The sequence below is a fragment of the Streptosporangium nondiastaticum genome, assembly GCF_003011965.1.
GTDB lineage: Bacteria > Actinomycetota > Actinomycetes > Streptomycetales > Streptomycetaceae > Streptomyces > Streptomyces nondiastaticus.
The window spans coordinates 1-2047 of sequence record NZ_PXWG01000289.1 but is presented as its reverse complement, the minus strand read 5'-3'; the positions used below and the strand labels follow the sequence as shown (position 1 = coordinate 2047).

General features: G+C 75.8%; 3 protein-coding genes. 1 reads left to right on the top strand and 2 read right to left on the bottom strand.

What is annotated here, in order from left to right:
- Together B7P34_RS35795 and B7P34_RS35790 are read right to left on the bottom strand one after the other, a co-directional pair.
- Window positions 1-419, bottom strand: a 419-nt coding sequence (locus B7P34_RS35795; RefSeq protein WP_223268604.1) for a DUF5682 family protein, incomplete at its 3' end; no start/stop codon positions are given.
- Entirely contained in the window at window positions 416-1528 is a 1113-nt protein-coding gene (locus B7P34_RS35790) for an ATP-binding protein (RefSeq protein ID WP_106682269.1), read from the bottom strand. The genes B7P34_RS35790 and B7P34_RS35795, both read right to left, overlap by 4 nt.
- A 127-nt stretch (window positions 1529-1655) precedes the next feature.
- Between B7P34_RS35790 and B7P34_RS35785 the strand changes: the two genes are divergently transcribed.
- The coding region (locus tag B7P34_RS35785) for an SWIM zinc finger family protein (protein WP_146167039.1) at window positions 1656-2047 on the top strand (392 nt) is incomplete at its 3' end.

Genomic DNA, 2047 nt, shown 5'->3' with positions numbered 1-2047 from the left:
GGGGCCCCGGCCTGCGGGCCGCCGGAGCCGGCCGGCTCGGAGTCGGGCCGCTCCCCGTCGTCCGCGCCCAGTGCGAGCGTGTGCGCCGCCGGCAGGTCGATGAACCGTACGGGCACGCCGTGCGCGAGGGCCCAGCGGATGGCCACCCACTCCGGGGAGAACTCGGCGAGCGGCCAGAACGCGGCGCGGCCCGGGTCGTCCGCCGCGTGGGCGAGCAGGGCGACGGGCGGCCGCATGCCCTCCTCGTCCGCGAGGTGGACGATCGCGTCGGCCTCGGGCGGGCCCTCGACGAGCACGGCCGCGGGCCGGCACTGCTCCAGGGCGGCCCGTACGGCCCGCGCGGAGCCGGGGCCGTGGTGCCGGATGCCCAGCAGGACGGGGCCGTGGCCGGAGGCGGTGCCGGGGCCGGGGGCGGTCACGCGGAGACCTCGCGGCAGGCGCGGTAGAAGTCCTTCCAGCCGTCGCGCTCACGGACGACGGTCTCCAGGTACTCCTGCCAGATCAGCCGGTCCGCGGCCGGGTCGCGGACGACCGCGCCGAGGATCCCCGCGGCCACGTCGCCCGCGCGCAGCACGCCGTCGCCGAAGTGGGCGGCGAGGGCGAGGCCGCCGGTGACGACGGAGATCGCCTCGGCCGTGGAGAGCGTGCCCGAGGGCGACTTGAGCTTCGTGCGGCCGTCGGTGGTGACGCCGTCGCGCAGCTCGCGGAAGACGGTGACGACGCGCCGGATCTCGTCCGTGCCGTCGGGCACGGACGGCAGGTCGAGGGAGCGGCCGATCTGATCGACGCGCCGGGAGACGATGTCGACCTCGTCCTCGGGCGTGGCGGGCAGCGGCAGGACGACGGTGTTGAAGCGGCGGCGCAGGGCGCTGGACAGGTCGTTGACGCCGCGGTCGCGGTCGTTGGCGGTGGCGATCAGGTTGAAGCCGCGGACGGCCTGCACCTCCTCGCCCAGCTCGGGGATCGGCAGGGTCTTCTCGGAGAGGATCGTGATCAGGGTGTCTTGGACGTCGGCGGGGATGCGGGTGAGCTCCTCGACGCGCGCGGTCAGGCCCTGGGCCATGGCCCGCATGACGGGGCCGGGCACGAGCGCCTCGCGGCTGGGGCCGTGGGCGAGGAGCCGGGCGTAGTCCCAGCCGTAGCGGATGGCCTCCTCCGGGGTGCCGGCCGTGCCCTGGACGAGGAGCGTGGAGTCGCCGCTGACGGCGGCGGCCAGGTGCTCGGAGACCCAGGTCTTCGCGGTGCCGGGCACGCCGAGCAGGAGCAGGGCGCGGTCGGTGGCGAGCGTGGTGACGGCGACTTCGACGACGCGGCGCGGTCCCACGTACTTGGGCGTGATCACGGTGCCGTCGGGCAGGGTGCCGCCGAGCAGGTAGGTGGCGACGGCCCACGGCGAGAGCCGCCAGCGCTCGGGGCGGGGCCGGTCGTCGGCGGCGGCGAGGGCCTTCAGCTCGCCGGCGAAGGCGTGCTCCGCGTGCGGGCGCAGGGCTTCGGATCGGGTTTGGGCTTCGGTTCCGGACGCGGTCACAAGTCCCCCTCGGTGTGCGGTTCCGGGATGCGTGAACCACCCTGCACCACCCCACTGACAATGGGCCGGGGCGTGCCGAATCCGCAGGTCAGGGCGATTGTCAGTGGGGGGTCCTAGCGTTTGTGGCATGAATCCGCAGGGGGAACGGTGGACGGCGGAGACGGTGCTCGCACTGGCGCCTGACGCCGCATCACGCAAGGCAGGAAGCAAGCTCGCGGCGCCCGGTCCGTGGTCGGGCGCGGGGGCCCGGCCGGAGGGGGGCGCGGGCGCGGTCTGGGGGGAGTGCTCCGGCAGCGGCAGCACGCCGTACCGCACGGTGGTGGATCTGTCCGGGGAGGGCGGGCCGGGCTTCAACTGCTCGTGTCCGAGCCGGAAGTTCCCGTGCAAGCACGCGCTGGGGCTGCTGCTGTTGTGGGCCTCCGGGGAGGCCGCGGTGCCGGTCGCGCAGGACGCTCCGCCCGCATGGGCGGGGCAGTGGCTGGACCGGCGGCGGCAGCGTGCCGAGCGGGCCGCCGCGGG